Consider the following 21,853-nt stretch of genomic DNA (forward strand, 5'->3'; position numbering starts at 1 on the left):
GGGTGACGTGCCGTTGCCTGGGGCGACGGGGGGGGCTTGCCTGCGCGGGCGTGGCCGCGGCTTGGACCGTTGACGCGGTGCCCGCAGCAGCGGGTGCCGCTTGGGCGGGGGCGGCCGCTGCTGGTGCTGCGGGGGTGGCAGTTGGTGACCCCGGCGCAGGTGCGGCCTGTGAAAGGCCGGATCCCGACGGCGGTGCGGACGCCGTCGTCGTACTTTCAGCGCTTGCGGTGGTGTTTGAGATGGAAGGGGCGGCAGTTCCGGAGGGCAGGGCCGGGACGGTTCGCGGTCCGGAGGCAGGGGCCATCACCGTGAGAAGGCAGGCCACCACTACGGCAACGGGCACCGCAATTCGTCTCAATGTTTCCCCAGATTCGCATCGTGCCACCGTTCCCAAATACAACAGCGGTAACGGCAGTCTATGTGGTGCACTATAGTCCCATGCGCCACTCCGGCACCACGGGGTACGGGGTGGATACGGTACTTTTGATCCTGTGCTGATCTCTGACCGCGACATACGTGCCGAAATCGACTCCCGACGTATCGTCCTGGAGCCCTACGACCCCGCGATGGTTCAGCCGTCCTCGGTGGATGTGAGGATTGACCGCTTCTTCCGGCTGTTCGACAACCACAAATACGCGCACATCGACCCCTCCGAGGAGCAGCCTGAGCTGACCCGCCTGGTTGAGGTGGAGGGCGACGAACCCTTCATCCTGCACCCGGGCGAGTTCGTGCTCGGTTCAACGTACGAGACCGTGAGCCTGCCGGACGACGTCGCCGCACGCCTTGAAGGAAAGTCTTCGCTGGGGCGCCTCGGCCTCCTGACGCACTCCACGGCCGGCTTCATCGACCCCGGGTTCTCAGGCCATGTGACCTTGGAGCTGTCCAACGTTGCCACGTTGCCCATCAAGCTGTGGCCCGGCATGAAGATCGGCCAGTTGTGCTTCTTCCGGCTCTCCTCGGCGGCTGAGCATCCCTATGGTTCCGGCGGATACGGCAACCGTTACCAAGGCCAGCGCGGCCCCACCGCGAGCCGCAGCCACTTGAACTTCCACCGGACGACGGTCTAGCCCCTGCCTGCTTGGGTTTTCCAAGACGCTCGCTCAGATATGCGGGCAATAGCGGAGACGCTCGCTCATCATGTGAGCGAGCGTCCAAAGGAAACGCCCCAAAAGTGAGCGGGCGTCGGGGAACGGCCGATGCTCACGCTTCGAAGGACGCAATAGGCTCGGAGGCCTTCGGTTTGCGTGAGGACTTGCGGAAGGCCTTGACCGTCGGCTCCACGAAGCGGGCTGCGAGCGGTCCGATGATGGCCATGAGCAGCACATACGCGGTAGCGAGGGCGGCAAGCTCGCGCGGTACGACTCCCGACGCCACGGCCAGGCCTGCGATGACAATGGAGAATTCACCGCGGGCAATCAGGGCGGCTCCTGCGCGGAAACGGCCGGGAACGGCGATCCCTGCCCGCTTTGCCGCCCAGAATCCGGTCAGTACCTTGGTCACGGCTGTCGCGAGTGCAAGGAGCAGCGCCCAGCCCAGGACCGGCGGGATGCTGGACGGGTCCGTGTTGAGGCCGAAGGCTACGAAGAAGATGGCCGCGAAGAGATCCCGGAGCGGTTCAAGGATCCGCGTCGCGTTGTGGGCCGTTGCCCCCGAAATCGCAATGCCCAGCATGAACGCCCCCACGGCCGCGGAGACCTGGAGGGCGGACGCGATGCCGGCCACCAAGAGCGCGGCTCCGAGGAGATTGAGCAGGAAGACTTCGGAGTTTTCGCTGTGCACGGCCTGGGATACCCGGTGGCCGTGTTTGAGGGCCACCACCAGCACCAAGGTGACCACGGCCAGCGCAATACCCACCGTCTGGAGCCCGCCCAGGAAGCCCACGCCTGCGAGGATCGCCGTCAGGATCGGAAGGTAGATGGCCATGGTGAGGTCTTCGAAAACCAAGATGGCCAGCACCACCGGCGTCTCACGGTTACCGATCCGGCCGAGGTCCGTGATCACCTTCGCGGCGATGCCGGAGGAAGAAATATAGGTGACACCGCCCATGACGATCGCCCCGACAAGCCCCCAACCGAGCCACACGGCGATGCCGGCACCCGGAAGAAAGTTCAACACCAGGTCCAGCACACCGGCTTGCCACGAGCGCCTCAGCCCCGTGACGAGTTCCGCCGCCGTATATTCCAAGCCGAGCATCAACAGGAGCAGGATGACACCGATTTCGCCGGAAAGATGGGCGAACTCGTGCATGCCATCCAGTTTGATCAGTCCACCCGCCCCGAACGCCAGTCCCCCCACCAGATAGAGCGGAATGGGGGACATGCCGATCCTGCCGGCCAAGCGAGCCAAGAGGCCGAGACAGAAAACGACTGCGCCCAGCTCAATGAGGGTCAGGGCCAGGGGGTCCATGAACGTCAGCCGTTGCGCAGAATGGCAGCCGCAGAGTCAAGACCTTCCTGCGTACCGACAGCCACCAGCAGATCACCCGTGTGAAGGACGACGTCGGGAGCCGGTGAGGGAACCACTTCGCCTTCGCGCATGATCGCCACGATCGAGACACCACTGCGGGTGCGGATCTGGGCTTTGCCCATGGGCTGGTTGTTGAAAGGGGAGTCAGCGGTGATGGAGAACTGCCGCGTGACAATGCCGGGGATTTCCTTGTGGGCTTCGGCCAAACGCATGGCGATGTGCTGACCGCCCAGGAGGTTGCCCAGGGCGGCGGCTTCGTCTGCGGTCAACGGGATGGATGCCTGGCAGGTATCGGGATCGTCCCACGTGGAGACGAAAAGCTCGGTCTCACCCTCCCGCATCTCGACAACACCGATCCGGCGTCCCGAGGCCGTGATGAAATCCTTGCGGACCCCGAGGCCTGGAAGTTCTGTCTCATCCACGTTCATACGTCCACCCTAGCCCTCTTGAAGGGGCGGCGGAATGATGCCACTCGGGGCCGTCGCGCAAAGCGGCCCGCGCCTTTCTAGGGGGCCAAAGCCAGGCCGCGCGCGGCGTCGTCGTAGTACTCGCGGTTAGCCAATCCGGACGCTGCCGCCTCGTCGAGAACCACCACGGCGTCGGCATGCCATTGCAGGATCGAACCCGGGCACGACGCCGTCAGCGGGCCCTCGACGGCGGCAGCGACCGCGGCGGCCTTCGCGGCGCCGGTGGCGATGAGCACCAGCCGGCGCGCCTCCAGCACGGTCCCCAATCCTTGGGTGATGCAGTGGGTCGGGACGTCGCCGTCGTGCTCGAAGAAGCGGGCGTTGTCCAGCCTCGTGCGGGCCGTGAGCCGCTTCAAACGGGTCCGCGAGGACAGCGAGGATCCGGGCTCATTGAAGCCCACATGGCCGTTGGCGCCGATGCCGAGGATCTGCACGTCGACCCCGCCGGCGACAGCTATGGCGGCGTCGTAGGCAGCCGCTCCCGCTTCGAGCTCGGCCTGGGTGGCGCCGCTATCGTCGGGGACATTCAGCCCGGCCATGGGAAGCCCGATGACTTCGCAGACCTCGCGGATCAGGACCTCGCGGTAGGACTGGACATGTCCAGCCGGAAGGCCCACATATTCGTCCAAGGCGAATCCCTTGGCGGCCGAGAAATCCACGCGTCCCGCAGCGGCCGCGGCTGCGAGCTCCGCATACAGTCCCAGCGGAGACGAACCGGTGGCCAGTCCCAGTACTGGTCCCGCGCCCGCAGGGAGTCCTGAGAGGACGGCTTGGGCGGCGGCCGAAGCAGCCGATTCCGGAGTGGGCGTGACAATGACTTCCATGGCAACTTTCTGTCGATGGATTGGGCGTGGTGCGGTCAGGCTTTGGCAGTGCCGTTCAGCAGCGCCGTCAGGGCCTGGGACACCGTGAGCGACGCACCATAGGTTACGATGTCCGCCCCGCCGCGCGGCCAGCCGCACTCGACGGCGATCACCGCGTGCCCCTCGGCCCTCAAGCGGGCGAAGACGGTCCACAGCGGGTGTTCGGCATCCAAGCCGCGCCCGACGACGGCGACCCGCGCGCCGTCGGGCACCTCGCCTTCGCGGACCACTGCCGAAGTTGTGGCGGCAGGGCCCCACGGCACGCGGCCGACCGCGAAATTGGACCCGGTTTCGACCTGCACGATCGCTACGGGTTCCTCCCGCGCCAGCCACCTTTCGGCGGCTTCAGACACCTCGAAGGCCTCGGCGATGCGCTCCCCGTCGAGCGCCTTCGGCTCGGCAGGCACCCCGGCATGCTGCGGCTGGCCGGGCAGGCCGAGCTGGCCCCTGATGGCGGCTTCCTGGATTTCCGCGGCACCCGCGGCGGGGAACCGCGAGGACAGTGCTTGCGTGCGGGCAACAGCGTCTGCCAGACGTTCCATGGGCAGCCGCCCGTCGCCAACGGCATCGGCGATCGCGGTGATCGTCTGTTCGAAGAGGGCCGGTCCGGTCTCCGAACCAAGGCACAGCAGGTCCGCCCCGGCGATCAGTGCGCGGACGGCTGCTTCCGGAATGCCGGTCTGGGCGGACGCGCCGGCCATGTCCAGGGCGTCCGTGATGATGACGCCCTCGAACCCCATATCACGGCGCAGCAGGTCCTGCAGGATGCGCGGGGAGAACGTGGCGGGGTGGTCCGGGTCCAGGGCTTCGACCAGGATATGGCTCGTCATGACGGTGGCCCCGCGAGCCGCGACGAGCGCGCGGAACGGGACCAGTTCGCGTGCGTCCAAGGTGGCGGCGTCGGCCGTGACCCGGGGGAGCGCCAGATGGGAGTCGGTGGTGGTGTCGCCGTGGCCCGGGAAGTGCTTGGCACAGGACGCAACACCGGCGTCTTCGAGTCCACGGATCCAGGCGGCGGTATGCCGTGCCACCAGGCCCGGTTCGGCCCCGAAGCTACGCACGCCGATCACGGGATTGTCCGGAGCGGAATTGACGTCGGCATCCGGGGCCAGGTTCAAGTTGATGCCCAGGCCTGCGAGCTCGTGGCCGATGGCGCTGGCGCTGGCGGCGGTCAGTTCGACGTCGTCCAGACGCCCGAGCACCGCGTTCCCGGGCTGCGTCGATCCCGTGAGGTAGTGCAGCCTCGTGACATCGCCGCCCTCTTCATCGACGGCGATGAGCGTGTTCGGGGAATGTGCGCGGAGCCCGGCGCAGAGCTCGCGCAACTGGACGGGGGACGCCACGTTGGTGCCGTAGAGGCACACAGCCGCCAACCCGGCGTCGTACGCTTCAAGGATCCAGACGGGGACCGCGATGCCGGTAAATCCGGGCATGAGTGTGCCTGCCGCGAGACGGCGGAGGTGGGCGCGGGCTGGCCCGGTGGCAAGAGACTGAGTAGCGGGGGACTGAATCGTGTCCATGTCCGGCTCCTTCGAAGGGATGCTTGGTCTGTAGTCAGGGTTGGAAACGGCGGGGCGGCACTCAGGCCACACCAAGCTGGTTCCACAGGACCATCACGGCGGCTCCGCGCAGGACGATGTCCTGTGCGTCTGCCGCGAGACGGACGGACACCGGTGAAGGGTCCTGGTGCAAGAGCCGCTCAAGCAGGGTCTGCTGGACGGCGTTGAGAAGGGGGCCTTCCAAAAGCTCCCGGGGTCCGCTGAGGACCACTTCGCCCAAATCGAGGGCGCCAACCACGGGCGCGAGGGCGATGGCGAGCCGCTCGCCCGCTTCCCGGAGTACGACGGCGGCCGCGGCCTCCGGTTCGGAGCTCGCCGCCGCTTCGGCCAGGGCACGTTCGAGGCTGGGGACTGACATCCAGGTTTCGAGGCAGCCTGTTTTACCGCACTTGCACACGGTCCCGCCGTCGGTGCCGACTGTGACGTGGCCGATTTCGCCAGCCGCGGAGTGGGCGCCCCGGGCACGCCTGCCGCCCACGATGAGTCCTGAACCGACACCGCGGCCGATCTTCACGAGGATTTCGTCGTCGCTGCCGCCGCCGAAAGTGTGGTCCGCATGGACTGCGGCGTCGGCATCGTTGGAAACGAGGGTCGGAAGGCCGGTCCGCTCCTGGAGGAGATCGCGCAGGGCGATGTCCGTCCATCCGAAGTTGGGGGCCGTGGTGACCTCGCCGCCCGCATTGACGATGCCGGGGGTCCCGACGCCGATCCCGAGCAGCGTGGCGGTGGCCCGGCCGACGGCTTCCGAAGCGAGTTCGAGGACCTCGTTGACGACGTCCGGGCCGGTCTCCTCGGAGATGGACCGCTCGACCCTTTCGAGGATGTTGCCGTCAAGGTCCAGGACGGCGGCACGCAGCACGGAATTTTCCGCCAAGTCCATGCCGATCACTTGGAGGCCCCGGCGGTTGATGTCTACCAGGATGGCCGGCTTGCCGGGGCGGACTTCATCGGACTGTCCCAGTTCCACGACGTGGCCGCGTTCGAGGAGGTCCGAGACGAGGTCCGATACCGTGACACGGGTCAGGCCCAGGACCCGGGAAAGTTCCGCACGGCTCATCGCCCCTGCAGAGTGGAGCGTTTGGCGCACCAAGGAGAGATTGTGGGCGCGCCCGTCCGAAGGCAGGGTCGCTGCGCTTGCTCGATCGGTGCGCTGGCGGTCACGAAGGGCTTCCATGTGAGTTAGTAAACTCTACTAACAATCAAAGATCAAGGGTTTGTGGCAGATTGCGTGAGCCCCAGCTGTCAGCTCAGCGGAACTGTGGCGATTTCGGTCTTGTCGGGTGCCCTGACGGGCAAGATCACCAGCAAGCCGGCCAGGAGCACCACCATGATGCCCAGGATCCCCCAGCGTTGGGCCGCGCCAGGGGCAACCAGGGGCGTGGCCAAGGTGATGCACAGGGTGAAAAGTGCCGGCGCCAGGAAGCTCACGGCCCGGCCGGTGGTGGCGTAGAGCCCGAACAGCTCGCCGGATTCGCCGTCGGGCGCCAGCCTCGCGAGGTAGGCGCGGGAGGAAGCTTGCGCCGGTCCCACGAAGAGGCACAGGAACAGTCCGAACACCCAGAAAGTGGTGCTGCCTGCCCAATGGGTCCCGAAGAATACGTAGTCGCCGTTGCCAAGCACCAGGATGACGGTGCCGGCGACCAGGAGTCCCATGAGGGAAATGACGATGACGGACTTGGGCCCGATCCTGTCGTCCAGGAATCCGCCGATCATGGCGCCAACGGCGGCCACCACATTGCCGAAAATCGCGAAGAAGATGACTTGTTTGAGCTCGAATCCAAAAGTCCCGGCAGCAATGACCCCTCCGAAGGTGAAGACCGCCGCCAGGCCGTCGCGGAAGATGGCGCTCGCGAGCAGGAAGTAGATGGTGTGCGGGCTGGTTCGATAGATGGCCTTGATCCGGCGGACGAGCAAACCATAAGAGGCCAGGAACCCGAGCCGGGATTCCGCTTTCTTGACGGAGAGCTCCGGCACGGCGAAGAGGACCGGTAGCGCGAAGATGAAGAACCAGAGCGCGGAAAAGACAGCCACGAGCCTGATATTCAGGCTGTCCTGGGTGGAGGCCCCGAACCATTCAAAAGACGGCTGGACGAAAAGCTGCAGCACCGCGAGCAGCGCGATAATCCCGCCCAGATACCCCATTCCCCAACCGAAGCCGCTCACTTTGCCGATATTGGCAGGGGTGGAGATCTGTGCCAGCATGGCGTTGTAATTGACACCGGCGAACTCGAAAAACACATTTCCGAGCGCAACCAACGTGACGCCCAGCAGCAGGAACTCGGGCTTGGGGAAAACGAAGAAGCACGAGCCCGTGAGGACAGCCACGAGGGCGGTGTTGACCGCCAGCCACAGTTTCCTGCGGCCACCGGAGTCGGAGCGCTGACCGGTGACCGGTGCCAGGAGCGCAATCGCGACGCCGGCAATCGCCAGCGCGGCACCCAACGTCGCCGACGCCGAGTCTTCCCCGCCAAATGCCTTGGACGTCAGGTAGACGGTGAACACGAAGGTGGTCATGACGGCATTGAATGCCGCGGAACCCCAGTCCCAGGATGCCCACGCAAGGATTTGGCCCTTGTTCGACAGGGCAGGCCCCGAAGCAAGCTCGGATGACGGGTGCGGGGCCTCAGGCGCAGTTGCCATGTTCATGGTTGATAAACTACCTGCACCGAACCCAACGCTTGACCGCCTGCTCCAACTTTTGACAACTTATTCCTGACTTTGCGGAGATTCCAGTGATCACAGTTCTTGCCGTGACCTTTGCAGCGGCAACTGTGGCGCCCTGGATCTTCCGGAAACTTCAACGGAATGCCTTCTACGTCCTTGCAGCAGTTCCCGCCCTCGCCTTTGTCTGGCTGCTCCTGCAGTACGACCGGATCTATCCCGGAAAAGGCGGAGCCGCCACGGGCGGCTTCATCGAAGAGACCCTCCCATGGATTCCGAACCTCAAGCTTGAATTCGCCTTCCGCATGGACGTCCTGGCGTGGGTGATGTCCTTGCTGGTCCTGGGGGTCGGCGCGTTGGTCCTGGTCTATTGCGCCCGGTACTTCAAGAACAAGGATGCCGACCTCGGCGGATTCGGGGCCCAGTTGCTTGCCTTCGCCGGCGCGATGTTCGGCCTGGTGACGGCGGACGACCTCCTGATGATGTTCATCTTCTGGGAACTCACCACCGTCCTGTCCTACCTGCTGATCGGTTATGCGCGGACCCGACTATCCGCGCGGCGCTCGGCTTTGCAGGCGCTCATGGTCACCACCGCCGGGGGCCTGGCCATGCTCGTGGGCCTCATCATTCTGGGCCAGGCCTCCGGAACATACCGGATTTCGGCGATCATGACCCAAGCGGCCACCCTCGTCACGGGACCTGCGCAAGGTGCGGTTGCCGCCGCCGTCGTACTCATCCTGGTAGGTGCGATTACCAAATCGGCGCTGGTCCCCTTCCACTTCTGGCTCCCGGGCGCCATGGCCGCGCCCACCCCGGTGAGCGCTTACTTGCACGCAGCGGCCATGGTGAAGGCCGGCATCTACATCGTGGCCCGCCTGGCTCCGGGATTCAGCCAAAGCCCCTACTGGTTGCCGCTGGTGCTCGGGCTCGGCCTGGCGACGATGCTGGTAGGCGGCTACCGGGCGCTCCGGCAGACCGACGTCAAACTCATCCTTGCCTATGGAACCGTCAGCCAGCTCGGCTTCCTCACCATGGTGGTGGGTCTCGGCCGGCCCGACGCCGCACTGGCCGGCCTCGCGCTGTTGCTGGCGCACGGACTCTTCAAGGCCGCGTTGTTCCTGGTGGTGGGCATCATCGACCACCAATCCGGCACGCGCGATATCCGCAAGCTCTCCGGCGTATACAAGTCCTCAAGGGCGCTCGCCATCGTGGCGGGCATCGCTGCCGCGTCCATGGCCGGCATACCTCCGCTGGCGGGTTTCGTGGCCAAGGAATCCGTGTTCGAAGCGTTCGTCCACTACGGCACAGATCACTCCGGTACTGGCCCTGCTTCCCAACCGTGGGGGCTGGTCCTGCTAGTCGGCTTGGTGCTGGGGTCCATCCTCACATTCGCTTACAGTGCCCGCTTCATGTGGGGTGCGTTCGCCACCAAGCCGGGCGTGGAACGGACGCCCTTCAAGGCCATCCAGCCATCGTTCCTGGCGGCTCCGGCCATCTTGAGCTTCCTCACCATCGTGTACGGCCTGTGGCCGGATCCCGTTGACGGCTGGATCCAGCCGTATGCGGCGCTTTTTGTGGAACCCGCTGCCGGAACCAACGCAGTCGGAACAAACGCTGCCGGAACAAACGCAGCCAGCGCCAGCCACCTCGCGCTGTGGCACGGTCTGACGCCCGCCTTGGGACTGACCGCCGGGACGTTCGCGGCCGGCGTCGCGATGTTCTACGGCCGGAACGTCGTGTCGCGAGCGCAGGGCCGTATCCCGGACTGGGTGGACGGCGACCGCGCGTACCAGCGCTCCATCGGAGCCCTGGACGACGTCGCCGTGTGGGTCACGGGGCGCACGCAGCGCGGTTCCCTGTACTTCTACCTTGCGGTGATCCTCACGGTGGCTTTCGCTGTCCCCTTGACGGCACTCATCGTGGCCAACAAGCCGCTCCCGGGCGGGCTCTATGTGATCGACCCGAATTCCCCGCTCCAGCTCATCGCCGCGGCAGGAATCGTTGTTGGCGCTCTCGCGGCCGTCCGTGCCAATAAGCGCTTCCTCGCCGTGCTGATGGTGTCGGTCACCGGCTACGGCATCGCACTCATGTTCGCGTTGCAGGGAGCCCCGGACCTCGCATTGACGCAAATGCTGGTGGAGACCATCATCCTGGTGGCCTTCGTGCTGGCGATGCGCAGCCTCCCTCCGGAGCTCCGTGACCGCACCGGCGGCAAGTACCGGGTGGTTCGCGTCATCATTGGCGTGGCGTTCGCGGTCACCATGATCTTCGTGGCGATCTACGCGATGGGCGCCCGCATCGCCGAGCCTGTGTCGCTTTCGTTCCCCCGGCTGGCCTATGAAGGCGGCGGCGGACTCAACGTGGTCAACGTGACGCTGGTGGACATCCGGGCGTGGGACACCTTCGGCGAGATCTCGGTGCTGGCGGTCGCTGCCACCGGCGTCGCGAGCTTGATTTTTGTCCGCAGCAGGGGCGAGCGCCTCAACAAGGCCGCCACCATTCCCGAGGGCACGGTGGGAAGGCGCGCCGCCGCCGGGGGCAGTTCGCGCGACGACGCCTCACTGGCACTCGTCCGCAAGTTCGCGGGCTCCCTGACGGACCCCTGGCTCGTGGCCGGCCGAACCCTTGCACCGGAACGGCGTTCCATCATCTTCGAAGTGGTCACGCGGCTGATTTTCCACTCGATGATCGTTTTCTCCGTGTACCTGTTGTTGGCGGGACACAATCTTCCGGGTGGCGGCTTCGCCGGCGGACTCACGGCCGGGCTTGCCCTGACCATCCGTTACTTGGCCGGCGGACGGTTCGAGTTGCGGGAAGCCGCACCGATCAGCGCCGGCATGCTGCTGGGAACCGGCCTTGCGACGGCGGCCGCAGCGGGCTTCGTACCGTTGCTTCTGGGCGGCCAGGTGTTCCAAAGCGCCATCATCGAGTTCTGGCTACCGTTGTTCGGGGACATCAAGTTCGTGACCTCCACGATCTTCGACATCGGCGTGTACCTCGTGGTCGTAGGCCTGGCCCTGGACGTGCTGCGGAGCCTGGGAGCCGAGATCGACGAACACTTCGAAGAGACCGCCAGCGGAGACGTCCGGGATTCAGGGGATGCCCGATTGGAAGTTCCCACCTCCGCACCAACGGCCGCAACCACGGCGCAGTCGGCAACAACCTCGCTCGGGAAGGGGACCCCATGAGCGTCAACTTGACCTTGTTGATCGTCATGGGAGTGCTCTACGCCTGTGGGATCTATTTGATCCTGGAACGCAGCTTGACCCGCGTTCTCCTGGGGCTCATGCTCCTGGCAAACGCCACCAACCTGCTGATCCTCGCGACGGGTGGCTATGCCGGACTTGCCCCGCTGTTCAACAAATCGACGGATCCGCGCGACTACAACGATCCTTTGCCGCAAGCGTTGATCCTGACGTCGATCGTGATTTCCTTCGCGGTGACGGCATTCATGCTCGGCATCATCTACCGGACCTGGGCATTGGCACGGCAGGACGACATCCAGGACGACGCCGAAGACAGGCGCGTCGCGAAGACACCCAGCTTTGACGCCGAAGACGACTCGGTGGTTCCCGAGGAAACTTCCGAATTCCCGGTTACGGCAGTCACCGAAGCAGCCAAGGAAGGAGGCCCCCTGTGAACATCGCCAGCCTGGCGCCGCTCGCCGTCGTACTTCCCATCCTCGGTGCCGCACTGACGTTCGCCCTGAACAGGAACCCGCTGGCCCAACGCGCGGTCAGCATCGCTTTGTTGTCCCTCACGTTGCTCCTGGAATGCTGGCTCCTTGCCTCGGTATGGACCACAGGCACAGCATCCGTCACCTTGGGCGGCTGGCAGCCGCCGTTTGGCGTGGTGATGGTGGTGGACCAGTTCTCCTCGCTCATGTTGGTGGTCTCCTCCGTCATCAGCCTCGCGGTGCTGATCTACGCCACCGGCCAGGGCATGGCCGACGGCGACCGTGAGGCACCGGTGTCGATCTTCCACCCGACCTACCTGATCCTGGTGGCCGGTGTCTCGAACGCCTTCCTCACCGGTGATCTCTTCAACCTGTACGTCGGCTTCGAGATCCTGCTGACGGCGAGCTACGTGCTCATGACACTGGGCGGTACCGGTCCGCGCATCCGCGCAGGGGTCACCTACGTGGTGGTTTCCGTCGTGTCATCGGTGTTGTTCCTGATCGCCATTGCGATGATCTACGGAGCCACCGGAACCATCACCATGGCGGATCTCGCCATCAAGCTGGCCGAATTAGATCCGGGCACCAGGAACCTGCTCCACGTCATGCTGCTCGTGGCCTTCGGCATCAAGGCCGCCGTGTTCCCGCTGTCCTTCTGGCTGCCTGACTCGTACCCGACCGCACCGGCACCGGTCACTGCCGTGTTCGCCGGTCTGCTCACCAAGGTGGGCGTCTACGCCATGGTCCGCACGGAGACCCTGCTCTTCCCGGGCGATACCTTGAACACCCCGTTGATGGTGGTTGCGCTCCTCACCATGCTCGTGGGCATTCTCGGTGCCATAGCCCAGAGCGACATCAAACGATTACTCTCCTTCACCTTGGTCAGCCACATCGGCTACATGGTGTTCGGGCTTGCCATGTCTTCCGTAGCCGGGCTTGCTGCCGCCGTCTTCTATGTGGCCCACCACATCACTGTCCAAACGAGCCTGTTCCTGGTGACCGGCTTGATCGAGCGCCGCGGTGGGAGCTCGTCGGTGGATAGGCTGGGTGGGCTCGCAAAGCTGTCTCCACTCCTCGCGCTCTTGTTCTTCATTCCGGCCATGAACCTCGCGGGAATCCCGCCCTTCTCCGGGTTCCTGGGGAAGCTCGGACTCCTGCAGGCAGGCATCGCCCTCGGGACACCACTGGCCATTACCTTGGTGGTGGGCGGGGTGGTCACGAGCCTCTTGACCTTGCTGGCCATTGCCCGCGTCTGGAACCGCGCATTCTGGCGGAAGCCCGAGGACGCTGACTACCCGGCCGCCGTCCTCAAGGACACGGCGGCCGTCGGCCTGCTTCCGAGGACCATGGTGGGGCCGACCGCTGCGTTGGTGGTCTTTGGCGTGGCGCTGACAGTCTTCGCCGGTCCGCTGTTCCAATTGGCCGGCAACTCCGCGGAACAGATGCTGGACCGAACGGCGTATATCCATTCCGTGCTCGGCGAGAATGCCAAAGTCCCGGGCATCGCTGCGCCGGGTGCGTCGACCCCACTGCAGGGGGTTGGCAAGTGAGCCGCAAGCGGATTTCGTTCCGCACCGAGTTGCCCCTGCTGGTCTGGCTGGTGGTCGTGTGGGGTGCGCTCTGGCGGGACTTCAGCCCCGGCAACCTGGTATTCGGTGCGCTGATCGCCGTAGTGGTAGCCAGGGTCTTCTACTTGCCTCCAGTGGAGCTCAGCGGACGATTCAACGTGCTGCGCGCCATTCCTTTCGCCGTCGAGTTCCTTGGCAAAGTGGTGGCCGCGAGCTTCCAGGTCATGTACCTCGCGGTCTTCCGCGGGCCCTTGGTAACCAACGCCGTCGTCGCTGTTCCCCTCCGTAGCCATTCCGACCTCATGGTGACCGCAACAGGGCACGTGATTTCGCTGATTCCGGGTTCCTTGGTGGTGGAGGTGGACCGCTCGACGTCCACGCTCTATATCCATGGGCTCAATGTCCGCAACGATGTGGACACCGCCAAGCTGCGCAAGGAAGTCCAGGACACGGAGGCCTCGCTGATCCGGATCATGGGTACCCAGGCGGAAATGGACGCACTCCAGGCCGAAGGCTGGCCTGCAACGAGGGGAGCTCGCTCGTGAAAGACATCGTGCTGATCGTCACGGCGGTGATCCTTAGCCTCGCCGCCGCCGGCGCGATCTACAGGATCGCCGTCGGGCCGTCCCTGCTGGACCGGGTGCTCGCCTCGGACGTGCTGCTCGCCATACTGGGTGCTGCGCTGGCCATCGACATGGCCGTCAACAGGCACCTCAACAACCTCGTGCTGCTCGTCGCGCTGACGCTGATCGGTTTCATCGGATCGGTGACGGTGGCGCGCTTCGTGGCCGACCGGAGAGGACAGGTCAATGACTCCTGACGCCACCGGAGCGGATGCCGTCATCGATGCCGTCACCGCGGTGCTGCTGATCGTCGGTGCGGTGATGTCATTGGGCGCGGCGATCGGCCTGTTGCGCTTCCCGGACCTGATGAGCCGCATGCACGCAGCTACCAAGCCGCAAGTGCTCGGGCTGTTCCTCGTCTTGGCGGCCATCGGGCTGCAGATGCGCGAATGGTGGGTGTGGCCGATCCTGGCCGTCGCTTGGATCTTCCAATTGCTGACGGTGCCGGTGTCCGCACACATGGTGGGCCGCGCAGGCTACCGGACCAAGCACCTGCACCCCGAGTTGCTGAGCATCGACGAACTCGAGGCCGTGGTGCTGCGGGCCGCCGGTCAACGGGCAGCGGAGAAAGCCCAAGCCGACCCGACAACTCCCCACACCGGGAACGGCGGGAGCCCAGGCCCTCACGGCGCCAACGGCGGGCCGTCAGCCTAGACGATGTCCTGCGTCTTCGAGAAACGCGAGATGGCGCGCTGGGTACTGCGGCTTGCGAAAACCTGGATGACGGCGCTGACAGTCGCCGAAATCAGGGCGAAGGTCAGTGCAGAGCGCAGGCTTGCCTCCATGTCATCGTGACCCTTGGGAGGTTTCTTGCCGGTGGACTTTTCCCACAGCGCATTGACGAGCTTGGTGCCGACAAAGCCAGCGCCGATGCTCACGCCGGTGCCGAGCAGTTTGATGAGGAGGTTCATTCCGGGACTCCTTGCGGGTGGAAACAGGACCGTCCCCAGCCTAACCCCACTTCAGGGCAGTTCCGGAGCAACGGATGGAGCTTGGCGCCTCTGCCGGAAGAACTCCTCCAAGGCCCCGGGCTTTGGACGGACAGGCACGATGTCGCGGCCCTCGGCCAGTATCGCTTCCACTGTGCCGAGGGCAAGGAGCTCATCCAGCAGCGCAAGCGTGGGCGGCATGAGCTTGAGTGTTCCGGCGTCTTCGGCGTCCAGGATTCCGCGGACGGGCATCCACAAGGACGACGATGCTTCCGTGGTCTGGTGCCTTGGCTCGGCACCGGAAACCGGGCAGGCAAGGTAGAAGTACGTGTCGAAGCGCTTGGGCTGGTCCTGCGGAGTGACCCAGTTGGCCCACGGGCGGAGGGTGGCGGCGTCAAGCTTCAGCCCGGCCTCTTCGAACACCTCACGCTGCGCGGCCGCCAGCACCCGGCCGGCGTTGAACCTGGCGGAGGCAGGCTCGACGGCGATCCTGCTCCGGTGCCATGCAGCGGCGTGCTGCTCGACGACGTCGTCCGCGAAGTCCCAGCCGGAGCTGTCCACCTGGTCCACCCGGCCCCCGGGGAAGACCACCATGCCCGCGGCGAAATCCATCGTGGAAACCCGGTGCTGGACGAACACCTCCAAAGCCTGCGCCGCACCTTGAGAGCCCCCGGGAACCGCGGCATCCCGGACCAGGATCACGCTTGCGGCGAGCCTCGGTTCCGCCACCGTGGTGCTGTTCGCTTCGCCATTGCCTGCCAAGACCGCTCCTTTGCCCGCTCTGCCGCGTCACATTCTGCTGGATCATTGTCCCAGTTTCTGCGGCCGCCCGCGCCATTCCGGGCCGGCCTGCGCTCACCCGGCGAGTGATCCAGCAGAATCCGTCGTCCCCGCGTGTTTGTGACCGTTCCGCGGACGCCAACACAGCGCCCGCAACCCCGCCAAGGTGTAAACTGAACCACGCCCAAAAGGGTGGATTGATAACGACAGGGGAGCGCCGCCGTCGGGCACGCAGCAATGCGGCACGGAGGACGGGCGCTGAGAGTGCGGACAGCCGCAGACCCTCGAACCTGATCCGGCTAGTACCGGCGCAAGGGAGTCGAGTTCTCATAGTGTCCGGACCGGCGCGGCGGAAGCCGCTCGCAGGCAACCGGGAACACTTTCCCCTCCTGTTCCTCAGGAGGACAAAATGACTGGTATTTCTGCAAGGCCGGGCCTCACCAAGCCTGGTTACAACTGGCGCGTCGTGGACATCGTCGTGGCGGCACTCATCTCGATCGCCGGTGGCGTGATCTTCTGGGCATGGGACCAGATGGCTTTGGTTGCAACACCTATGTCCGCCGGCTACCCGCCCCTGAGCGGCCTGATCGCCGGCGGCTGGATGATTCCGGCAGTCTTGGGCATGCTCATCGTCCGCAAGCCCGGTGCGGCAATTTTCTGCGAAACAGTGGCCGCCACGAGTGAGCTCATCATGGGTTCCCAGTACGGCACCACGGTGCTGATCTCGGGCCTGCTCCAGGGCCTCGGTGCGGAACTCATTTTCCTGGCCTTCATGTACAAGAAGTTCAACCTGCCGGTGTCCCTGCTGGCCGGTGCCGGTGCGGGCCTGTTCTGCGGCCTGAACGACTCCTTCCTGCCGTGGGGCTGGAACATCGCCTACGAACCGGTCGACAAGCTCGCGTACATCGTGTTCTGCACGATCTCCGGGGCCGTCATTGCCGGTGCCCTGTCCTGGATCGCTACCCGCGGCCTGGCCAGGACCGGTGTCCTGAGCGCGTTCGCGTCACGCAAGGCCGCCTCGGAGCCCGTCTTTTCCTGATGCCCAGTCCTGATTCCGGCACCTCTGCCGTGGTGCGACCCGCCGCCATTTCCGCGCAGGGCTGGGGCTGGCGGCACGCCGGCCGCACCACGCAGGCCATCCACGCCCTGGACCTGGACATCCGTCCGGGCGAGCGCGTCCTGCTGCTTGGCCCCTCGGGCGCAGGCAAGTCGACGTTCCTCCATGCCCTGGCGGGCGTGCTGGGCGAGGAAGGCGACGACGCCGACGAGACCGGCTCGTTGCTGGTTGACGGCGTTTCCCCGAAGGCCCAGCGGGGCCGTGCCGGACTCATGCAACAGGACCCCGAAACCCAGGTGGTGCTTTCCCGCCTGGGCGACGACGTCGCGTTCGGCGCCGAGAACCTTTGCGTGCCGCGGGACGAGATTTGGAAGCGGGTCCATGAAGCGCTCGACGACGTCGGGCTGCTGCGGAGGGCCGGTGGCAGTGCCAGCGGCAACTTTTCGCTCGACCACCCGACGTCGGCCCTCTCGGGCGGGCAGAAACAGCGCCTTGCGCTCGCCGGCATACTGGCAATGCGGCCCGGCTTGATCCTCCTGGACGAGCCGACCGCCAACCTTGACCCGGCCGGCGTCTTGGAAGTGCGCGATGCCGTGGGCCGCTGCCTGGACAAGACCGGCGCCACCTTGGTGGTGGTGGAACACCGGGTATCGGTCTGGAAAGACCTCGTGGACCGGATTGTGGTGCTTCAGCCGGGCAGTTCCTCCTCCGCGGGAGGTTCGACGCCGGCGGTGCTTCTGGACGGCGACCCGGACACGGTTCTGGCGCAAGCAAGGGACATGCTCACTGCTGCGGGCGTCTGGGTGCCTGGTTACGTGCCGGCCACCCGCCCACGTTCGGGAACAGGCGCCGGACCGGCGGCCGACTCCGGGGCGGGGAGCTCCCGGAATGGGGGCGAGTTGCTGCTCGCCACCCAGGAGCTTGCGGTGTCCCGCGAACGGACACGGCGCCGGGGGTTCAAAACGATCGCCCCGCGTCCTGTGCAGTCCGGACTCGACGCCGAAGTGTTTGCCGGGCGGGCACTGACCATCACCGGTCCCAATGGCGCCGGAAAATCGACCTTCGCTTTGACCCTCGCGGGGCTGTTGGCGCCGATATCCGGGGCGGTGACTGCCGCCGTCGGGCTCAGCGACGGCGCGGGCCCCGACCCGTTCAAGTGGAAGGCCCAGCAGCTGATCTCCCGCATCGGGACTGTGTTCCAAGAGCCCGAGCACCAGTTCGTCACCGGCCGCGTCCTCGATGAGCTCATGTTCGGCCCCAAGCATCTTGGCCATGGCGAGGAACGGGTGGACGAGTTGCTGGAACGGCTGCGCTTGGGGCATCTCGTGGACGCCAATCCGTACACGCTCTCCGGGGGCGAAAAACGGCGGCTATCCGTGGCGACGGTGCTCGCCGCGCACCCCCGCGTCCTGGTGCTGGACGAACCCACTTTCGGCCAGGACGCGAACACGTGGGCTGAGCTTGCGTCGTTCCTGTCCGAACTGCTCGACGCCGGCACCTCCGTGGTTTCCGTGACCCACGACCAGGAATTCAGCTCCGTCCTGGGCGGCGCCGAGATGCGGCTCGAGCCTGCATTCCAAGGCGGCACCCGGCAGGAATCAGGTGCGGCATGAGGGACGCCCTAACCCTGCGCGGCAACAACGCCCTCCTGACACGCGCCAATCCGCTGGCCAAGTTCGTGTCGGTCTTCCTGATCACCCTGGTGTTGGCGTTGTCCATCGACTTGGTGTCAGCCTCGACCGCGCTCCTCGGCGAATTGGCGTTGTTCCCCCTCGCGGGGCTCACCGTGCGCTTGCTCTGGCAGCGCGGCTGGCCCTTGATTATCGCGGCCGCGCTCGGAGGTTGGAGCACCGCGATCCTGTCGGCCGACAGCGGAAGGATACTGCTCGACGTCGGGATCTGGTCCATTAGCGAAGGCTCGCTTCAGCTTGGACTCGGCTTCATGCTGCGGGGTCTTGCCATAGCGCTGCCTGCCATTCTCCTGATGAGTTGCACTGATCCCACCGATCTCGCCGATGCCCTGGCGCAAAAGGCGAAACTGCCGCACCGTTTTGTCTTGGGTACCCTGGCGGCCCTGCGGCTCGTGGGACTCATGGCGGAGGAGTGGCAGACCATCGGCATGGCACGGCGCGCGCGGGGTGTCGGCTCGCACGGAAGTCCGCCGCAACGGTTCAAGGCCATGCTTGGCCAAAGCTTCGGCTTGTTGGTCCAGGCGATTCGACGGGCGTCCCGCTTGGCGGTGACCATGGAGGCGCGCGGCTTCGGCGGCGGACGGCGGACCTGGGCGCGCGAATCCACCTACAGCCGCCTGGACGTCTGGGTTCTGGGCGGCGGGCTGGTCATCGCTGCCGCGGCCGTACTCGCGGCCCAATGGGCAGGGACCTGGCACTTCGTCTGGCTGAAGCAGCCCAACTGACTCGCAGTTGTTGTCGTTTTGACGCTTCAAAACGACAACAACTGCGACTCAGTTGGGTATTGGGCGGGCCGCCATCCGGCAGCCCCGGGCACGCGACGGCGGCCGTTGCGACTTAGTTATCGCACGAGACGACTATTCTCGGGCTGAATCAGCGGGTTGCGTCGCAGAATCTCCAATTCTTAGACCATCTGTGATATTTATTGATCATGACGCAACCGACTGCCGAACATGTAGGTCTCCTCCTTCGCGACGCCCGCGGCGAAAAGGGCTGGACACAGGGACAGCTCGCCTCGGAACTGGGCACCAGCCAAAGCGCCATTGCCCGCATGGAACAAGGCAAGCAGAACCTTAGCCTGCGCATGATCGAGCGCCTCGAGTCGATCTTCGGGCGAACCATCGTCAAGGTCGGCAAACGGCAGATGACCCACCTGCGCGTGGAGGGCGGACGTACGCTCTCCGGCTCGGTGGACGTCAACAGCAGTAAGAATGCCGGCGTCGCACTGCTTTGCGCGAGCCTCATCAACCGCGGCACCACCACCTTGCGACGGCTCGCCCGGATCGAAGAAGTCAACCGGATTGTCGAGGTATTGACCTCCATCGGCGTCGAATGCACCTGGCTGAACGGCAACGATCTGCGCATCCGCCGCCCGGAAACGCTGGACCTCGCCTCCATGGACGTGGAAGCCGCACGCCGCACCCGCAGCGTCATCATGCTGCTCGGCCCGCTCCTCGATGAGGCTGCCTCGTACCAGCTGCCCTACGCCGGCGGTTGCGATCTCGGGACCCGGACCGTGGAACCGCACATGCAGGCATTGCGGCAGTTCGGACTCTCCGTGGAAGCCAAGTCGGGCTTCTATTCCGTGCAGGCGCCGCCGGCCGACGGCGAGCACCGCACCTTCGTGCTCACGGAGCGCGGTGACACCGTAACGGAGAACGCCATCATGGCCGCCGCACACCGCAGCGGTACCACAGTGATCCGCAATGCCAGCCCCAATTACATGGTGCAGGACCTTTGCTTCTACCTGCAGGGGCTCGGCGTGGTCATCGACGGCATCGGGACAACCACCCTGAAGATCACTGGGCGCCCGGCGATCGACGTCGACATTGAGTACTTCCCGTCCGAAGACCCGATCGAGGCCATGAGCCTGATCACCGCGGGCATCGTGACCAACTCGGAAGTCACCATCTGCAGGGTCCCCATCGAGTTCATGGAGATCGAACTTGCCACGCTCGAGCAGATGGGTCAACAGCTCGACATCTCCGGCGAGTATTTTGCGCGCAACGGACGGACGCGCCTGGTGGATGTCACCACCAAGCCATCACGGTTGCGCGCTCCGGAGGACAAGATCCATCCGATGCCGTTCCCGGGTTTGAACATCGACAACTTGCCGTTCTTCGCGGTCATCGCCGGCAACGCCGAAGGCCAGACCATGATCCACGACTGGGTCTACGAAAACCGGGCCATCTACCTGACCGAACTCAACAAGCTCGGCGCCCAGGTTCAACTGCTCGATCCGCACCGCATCTATGTCAATGGCCCCACCAAGTGGCGCGGCGCGGAAGTCGGATGCCCCCCGGCACTCCGACCCGCAGCTTGCCTGTTGTTGGCCATGCTGGCGGCCCGCGGCACGTCCGAGTTGCGCAACATCTACGTGATTGAGCGCGGATACGAGGACCTGGCCGAGCGGCTCAACACCATCGGCGCCAAGATCGAGTACTTCCAGGACTGATGGGGGCGGAGAACGTCGGAATCTCCACGATTCGGACTGACCAGCAGGACATTCTGCTGGATCATCCGGAGTCAGCGTTCGCTCACCCCCGAAAACAATGGGTTTGCCTTCTGCGCCCTGGCGATGATCCGGCAAAATCCGTCGTTGCGATCACCTCTGTTCGTCGTGCAGGGCGAGGACGGCACGGATTTCGTCCATCACCTGCTCCGGGTTGTTCCAAATCTGCTCGGGGGCGAAGCTCAGGAGGTCAAAGCCACGTGCCTGTGCAGCGTTCAGGCGTGCCATATCTTTCCTCCAAGCCTCCCGCGAGCTGTGGAAGGCGTAGCCGTTGACTTCAACGATGAGCCACCGTCCAATGAGAAAGTCCACACGTCCCACGCCGCGGATTTTGACTTGGCGACGGAATGTCAGGCCTTCTGATTCGAACAGCAGACGGGCGCTGATCTCCGGTACGGATTCGGACAGGCCGTCTGCCTTGGCGAGAAGCCTCCTGGCGTTTCCGTAGTAGTTGGCGGAGATCTCGCTTTCGAGCAGGGCCCGCGGGATGCCGAACTGCTGTATGGCAGACTGCGCAATCGAAATGGCATCGACCTCTGGCAAGCAGACCAATGCGTGAATCACAGTGTCCTCGACGGATGCCAAGGGGACGGCATTCTCCCGAGATAGGCGTAGGCCGCCATGCCGGACGAAGCCCCGGCCCCGGCAGTGCCGCGTAGCCAGGTGCACGCGCATGGGCTTGTCCTTGATCCACAGGCCGTAGCGTAAAGCTGCGCTCGCGCAGGTGACATGCCCGTTATTGAGGATCGCCGTGAGGTATTCCTGATCCGCTGACGGGAGGGCCCACACGCCTTTTCGTGGTTGGTGTGCCCCGGCGGAAGCCAACTTGCGGATGGCTGAGGGCGTATAGCCGCTGGCGCGCAGTAGGCCCACGCGCGCGACCCCACCCACCGTGGCAAGGAATTCCAAAGCATCCATGGATCCAGCTATCCATGGAATTGCGGCTGACGCCCCAGGGAATGTGCCGTATGTGGATGAGTTGGCGGACATTCTGCTGGATC

The 21,853-nt window shown here is 65.2% G+C and carries 20 protein-coding genes, 1 pseudogene and 1 riboswitch; of the genes and pseudogenes, 11 read left to right on the plus strand and 10 right to left on the minus strand.

What is annotated here, in order from left to right:
- Window positions 1-343, minus strand: a pseudogene (locus AC3WJU_RS19390) (hypothetical protein); the annotation flags it as partial.
- Between the two features lie 148 nt (window positions 344-491).
- On the opposite strand from AC3WJU_RS19390, the gene dcd reads away from it, so the two are divergent.
- On the plus strand, window positions 492-1,067 hold the full coding sequence (gene dcd / locus AC3WJU_RS19395) for a dCTP deaminase (RefSeq protein ID WP_059389836.1): 576 nt from the start codon (window positions 492-494) through the stop codon (window positions 1,065-1,067).
- Between the two features lie 133 nt (window positions 1,068-1,200).
- Here the strand turns inward: dcd and AC3WJU_RS19400 are convergent, their stop codons facing one another.
- From AC3WJU_RS19400 to AC3WJU_RS19425, 6 genes are all read right to left on the minus strand, one after another.
- Window positions 1,201-2,406 (minus strand): cation:proton antiporter, encoded by a 1,206-nt coding sequence (locus AC3WJU_RS19400; protein ID WP_059389837.1) that lies wholly within the window; start codon window positions 2,404-2,406, stop codon window positions 1,201-1,203.
- A gap of 5 nt (window positions 2,407-2,411) precedes the next feature.
- Window positions 2,412-2,894, minus strand: coding sequence for a cation:proton antiporter regulatory subunit (locus AC3WJU_RS19405; protein WP_059389838.1), 483 nt, complete (start codon window positions 2,892-2,894; stop codon window positions 2,412-2,414).
- Between the two features lie 77 nt (window positions 2,895-2,971).
- Window positions 2,972-3,757 (minus strand): glucosamine-6-phosphate deaminase, encoded by a 786-nt coding sequence (locus AC3WJU_RS19410; protein ID WP_492260616.1) that lies wholly within the window; start codon window positions 3,755-3,757, stop codon window positions 2,972-2,974.
- Between the two features lie 35 nt (window positions 3,758-3,792).
- On the minus strand, window positions 3,793-5,316 hold the full coding sequence (locus AC3WJU_RS19415) for a glycoside hydrolase family 3 protein (RefSeq protein WP_492260617.1): 1,524 nt from the start codon (window positions 5,314-5,316) through the stop codon (window positions 3,793-3,795).
- A gap of 61 nt (window positions 5,317-5,377) precedes the next feature.
- Window positions 5,378-6,529: an ROK family transcriptional regulator gene (locus AC3WJU_RS19420; RefSeq protein WP_492260618.1), complete on the minus strand. Its 1,152-nt coding sequence runs from the start codon at window positions 6,527-6,529 to the stop codon at window positions 5,378-5,380.
- Between the two features lie 68 nt (window positions 6,530-6,597).
- Window positions 6,598-8,001 (minus strand): MFS transporter, encoded by a 1,404-nt coding sequence (locus AC3WJU_RS19425; RefSeq protein ID WP_492260619.1) that lies wholly within the window; start codon window positions 7,999-8,001, stop codon window positions 6,598-6,600.
- An 86-nt stretch (window positions 8,002-8,087) separates the two neighbouring features.
- On the opposite strand from AC3WJU_RS19425, the gene AC3WJU_RS19430 reads away from it, so the two are divergent.
- Genes AC3WJU_RS19430 through mnhG form a run of 6 tightly spaced genes read left to right on the plus strand, consistent with a single transcriptional unit; the run spans window position 8,088 to window position 14,537 of the window.
- A complete protein-coding gene (locus AC3WJU_RS19430; RefSeq protein WP_492260620.1) occupies window positions 8,088-11,204 on the plus strand; it encodes a Na+/H+ antiporter subunit A in 3,117 nt (1,038 codons plus the stop codon).
- Window positions 11,201-11,656 (plus strand): Na(+)/H(+) antiporter subunit C, encoded by a 456-nt coding sequence (locus AC3WJU_RS19435; RefSeq protein ID WP_059389840.1) that lies wholly within the window; start codon window positions 11,201-11,203, stop codon window positions 11,654-11,656. Before AC3WJU_RS19430 ends, AC3WJU_RS19435 begins: the two co-directional genes overlap by 4 nt.
- Window positions 11,653-13,242, plus strand: coding sequence for a Na+/H+ antiporter subunit D (locus AC3WJU_RS19440; RefSeq protein WP_307054880.1), 1,590 nt, complete (start codon window positions 11,653-11,655; stop codon window positions 13,240-13,242). The genes AC3WJU_RS19435 and AC3WJU_RS19440 overlap by 4 nt, the downstream gene beginning before the upstream one ends.
- On the plus strand, window positions 13,239-13,805 hold the full coding sequence (locus AC3WJU_RS19445) for a Na+/H+ antiporter subunit E (protein ID WP_492260621.1): 567 nt from the start codon (window positions 13,239-13,241) through the stop codon (window positions 13,803-13,805). The genes AC3WJU_RS19440 and AC3WJU_RS19445 overlap by 4 nt, the downstream gene beginning before the upstream one ends.
- Window positions 13,802-14,080 carry an MrpF/PhaF family protein gene (locus tag AC3WJU_RS19450; RefSeq protein ID WP_059389843.1) on the plus strand — a complete coding sequence of 93 codons (279 nt, stop codon included), beginning with the start codon at window positions 13,802-13,804 and terminating at the stop codon, window positions 14,078-14,080. The genes AC3WJU_RS19445 and AC3WJU_RS19450 overlap by 4 nt, the downstream gene beginning before the upstream one ends.
- Window positions 14,070-14,537, plus strand: a complete 468-nt coding sequence (gene mnhG / locus AC3WJU_RS19455; protein WP_492260622.1) for a monovalent cation/H(+) antiporter subunit G — start codon at window positions 14,070-14,072, stop codon at window positions 14,535-14,537. The genes AC3WJU_RS19450 and mnhG overlap by 11 nt, the downstream gene beginning before the upstream one ends.
- On the opposite strand, the gene AC3WJU_RS19460 is transcribed toward mnhG, so the two are convergent.
- The gene (locus AC3WJU_RS19460) at window positions 14,534-14,794 is read right to left on the minus strand and encodes a DUF4235 domain-containing protein (RefSeq protein WP_059389844.1); all 261 of its coding nucleotides are present in this window, start codon (window positions 14,792-14,794) and stop codon (window positions 14,534-14,536) included. The two genes, mnhG and AC3WJU_RS19460, sit on opposite strands and share 4 nt — an antisense overlap.
- A 51-nt stretch (window positions 14,795-14,845) precedes the next feature.
- Window positions 14,846-15,574: an NUDIX hydrolase gene (locus AC3WJU_RS19465; protein WP_492260623.1), complete on the minus strand. Its 729-nt coding sequence runs from the start codon at window positions 15,572-15,574 to the stop codon at window positions 14,846-14,848.
- A 216-nt stretch (window positions 15,575-15,790) separates the two neighbouring features.
- A riboswitch (TPP riboswitch) is annotated at window positions 15,791-15,927 on the plus strand.
- Between the two features lie 74 nt (window positions 15,928-16,001).
- Between AC3WJU_RS19465 and AC3WJU_RS19470 the strand changes: the two genes are divergently transcribed.
- The 4 genes from AC3WJU_RS19470 to AC3WJU_RS19485 all read left to right on the plus strand — a co-directional run bounded on the left by AC3WJU_RS19470 (window position 16,002) and on the right by AC3WJU_RS19485 (window position 20,795).
- A complete protein-coding gene (locus tag AC3WJU_RS19470) occupies window positions 16,002-16,631 on the plus strand; it encodes an ECF transporter S component (protein ID WP_236813309.1) in 630 nt (209 codons plus the stop codon).
- A complete protein-coding gene (locus tag AC3WJU_RS19475) occupies window positions 16,631-18,262 on the plus strand; it encodes an ABC transporter ATP-binding protein (RefSeq protein WP_492260624.1) in 1,632 nt (543 codons plus the stop codon). The genes AC3WJU_RS19470 and AC3WJU_RS19475 overlap by 1 nt, the downstream gene beginning before the upstream one ends.
- On the plus strand, window positions 18,259-19,065 hold the full coding sequence (locus tag AC3WJU_RS19480; protein WP_284991150.1) for an energy-coupling factor transporter transmembrane component T family protein: 807 nt from the start codon (window positions 18,259-18,261) through the stop codon (window positions 19,063-19,065). The genes AC3WJU_RS19475 and AC3WJU_RS19480 overlap by 4 nt, the downstream gene beginning before the upstream one ends.
- Window positions 19,066-19,271: 206 nt before the next feature.
- Complete coding sequence (locus AC3WJU_RS19485) at window positions 19,272-20,795, plus strand: UDP-N-acetylglucosamine 1-carboxyvinyltransferase (RefSeq protein WP_059389848.1); 1,524 nt, start codon at window positions 19,272-19,274, stop codon at window positions 20,793-20,795.
- Window positions 20,796-20,945: 150 nt separating this feature from the next.
- On the opposite strand, the gene AC3WJU_RS19490 is transcribed toward AC3WJU_RS19485, so the two are convergent.
- On the minus strand, window positions 20,946-21,770 hold the full coding sequence (locus AC3WJU_RS19490) for an endonuclease domain-containing protein (RefSeq protein WP_059389847.1): 825 nt from the start codon (window positions 21,768-21,770) through the stop codon (window positions 20,946-20,948).
- Window positions 21,771-21,853: the final 83 nt, after the last annotated feature.

This window comes from Arthrobacter sp. FW306-1B-F12A, from assembly GCF_058781865.1.

Bases quoted from the DNA above. Each gene is read 5' to 3' on its own strand.
- AC3WJU_RS19400 (WP_059389837.1), bottom strand. From the start codon at position 2,406: ATGGACCCCCTGGCCCTGACCCTCATTGAGCTGGGCGCAGTCGTTTTC.
- AC3WJU_RS19405 (WP_059389838.1), bottom strand. From the start codon at position 2,894: ATGAACGTGGATGAGACAGAACTTCCAGGCCTCGGGGTCCGCAAGGAT.
- AC3WJU_RS19410 (WP_492260616.1), bottom strand. From the start codon at position 3,757: ATGGAAGTCATTGTCACGCCCACTCCGGAATCGGCTGCTTCGGCCGCC.
- AC3WJU_RS19415 (WP_492260617.1), bottom strand. From the start codon at position 5,316: ATGGACACGATTCAGTCCCCCGCTACTCAGTCTCTTGCCACCGGGCCA.
- AC3WJU_RS19420 (WP_492260618.1), bottom strand. From the start codon at position 6,529: ATGGAAGCCCTTCGTGACCGCCAGCGCACCGATCGAGCAAGCGCAGCG.
- AC3WJU_RS19425 (WP_492260619.1), bottom strand. From the start codon at position 8,001: ATGAACATGGCAACTGCGCCTGAGGCCCCGCACCCGTCATCCGAGCTT.
- AC3WJU_RS19435 (WP_059389840.1), top strand. From the start codon at position 11,201: ATGAGCGTCAACTTGACCTTGTTGATCGTCATGGGAGTGCTCTACGCC.
- mnhG (WP_492260622.1), top strand. From the start codon at position 14,070: ATGACTCCTGACGCCACCGGAGCGGATGCCGTCATCGATGCCGTCACC.
- AC3WJU_RS19460 (WP_059389844.1), bottom strand. From the start codon at position 14,794: ATGAACCTCCTCATCAAACTGCTCGGCACCGGCGTGAGCATCGGCGCT.
- AC3WJU_RS19470 (WP_236813309.1), top strand. From the start codon at position 16,002: ATGACTGGTATTTCTGCAAGGCCGGGCCTCACCAAGCCTGGTTACAAC.
- AC3WJU_RS19475 (WP_492260624.1), top strand. From the start codon at position 16,631: ATGCCCAGTCCTGATTCCGGCACCTCTGCCGTGGTGCGACCCGCCGCC.
- AC3WJU_RS19480 (WP_284991150.1), top strand. From the start codon at position 18,259: ATGAGGGACGCCCTAACCCTGCGCGGCAACAACGCCCTCCTGACACGC.
- AC3WJU_RS19485 (WP_059389848.1), top strand. From the start codon at position 19,272: ATGACGCAACCGACTGCCGAACATGTAGGTCTCCTCCTTCGCGACGCC.
- AC3WJU_RS19490 (WP_059389847.1), bottom strand. From the start codon at position 21,770: ATGGATGCTTTGGAATTCCTTGCCACGGTGGGTGGGGTCGCGCGCGTG.